The sequence below is a fragment of the Mesorhizobium sp. M1A.T.Ca.IN.004.03.1.1 genome, assembly GCF_003997555.1.
GTDB lineage: Bacteria > Pseudomonadota > Alphaproteobacteria > Rhizobiales > Rhizobiaceae > Mesorhizobium.
Window position 1 is genome coordinate 1 of sequence record NZ_RZTV01001206.1, and the last position, 230, is coordinate 230.

At 61.3% G+C, this 230-nt stretch carries 1 pseudogene; it reads left to right on the forward strand.

The features are described from left to right. Positions 1–230: pseudogene (gene fusA, locus EOD29_RS35510) on the forward strand (elongation factor G); the annotation flags it as partial.

The window sequence follows — 230 nt, forward strand, 5'->3', positions numbered from 1 at the left end:
GTCGCCGATGGACATCCCGGCGATCAAGGGCATCGACTTCAAGACGGAAGCTGAAATCGAGCGTCACGCCGACGACAGCGAGCCGCTTTCCATGCTCGCATTCAAGATCATGAACGACCCCTTCGTCGGTTCGCTGACCTTCGCCCGCATCTACTCCGGCAAGCTGGAAAAGGGCGCGTCGGTCATGAACACGGTCAAGGACAAGCGCGAGCGCGTCGGCCGCATGCTGC